We start from the raw sequence: 303 nt of genomic DNA, 5'->3' as shown, positions 1-303 counted from the left end.
GCCCTCCATGCCCTTCTCCACGAGCAGCAGGCTGAACGCGTCGGGACGGTTGCCCTCACCGGTCTTGACGAACGTGACGACCACGTCGGCCGTCGTGCCCGAGGAGATGAACGTCTTCGCGCCGTTGAGGATGTAGCCGCCGTCGACCTTCTTGGCGTTGGTCTTGATGCCACGCAGATCCGAACCCGCACCCGGGTCGGTCATGGCGAGTGCGCCGAGCACCTCACCCGTGGCCATGCGGGGCAGCCACTTCTCCTTCTGCTCCTGCGTTCCCATGTGCACGAGGTAGGGCACGGCCAGGTC

The 303-nt window shown here is 66.0% G+C and carries 1 protein-coding gene; it reads right to left on the bottom strand.

Features of this window, described 5'->3' with window-relative positions:
- On the bottom strand, window positions 1-303 hold a 303-nt coding region (locus L687_RS0122285), incomplete at both ends, for an acyl-CoA dehydrogenase family protein (RefSeq protein WP_031208432.1).

This window comes from Microbacterium maritypicum MF109 (assembly GCF_000455825.1).
In the GTDB taxonomy this organism is placed as follows: Bacteria; Actinomycetota; Actinomycetes; order Actinomycetales; family Microbacteriaceae; genus Microbacterium; species Microbacterium maritypicum_A.
The sequence above is the reverse complement of the archived record's forward strand: the minus strand, read 5'-3'. Positions and strand labels throughout refer to the sequence as shown.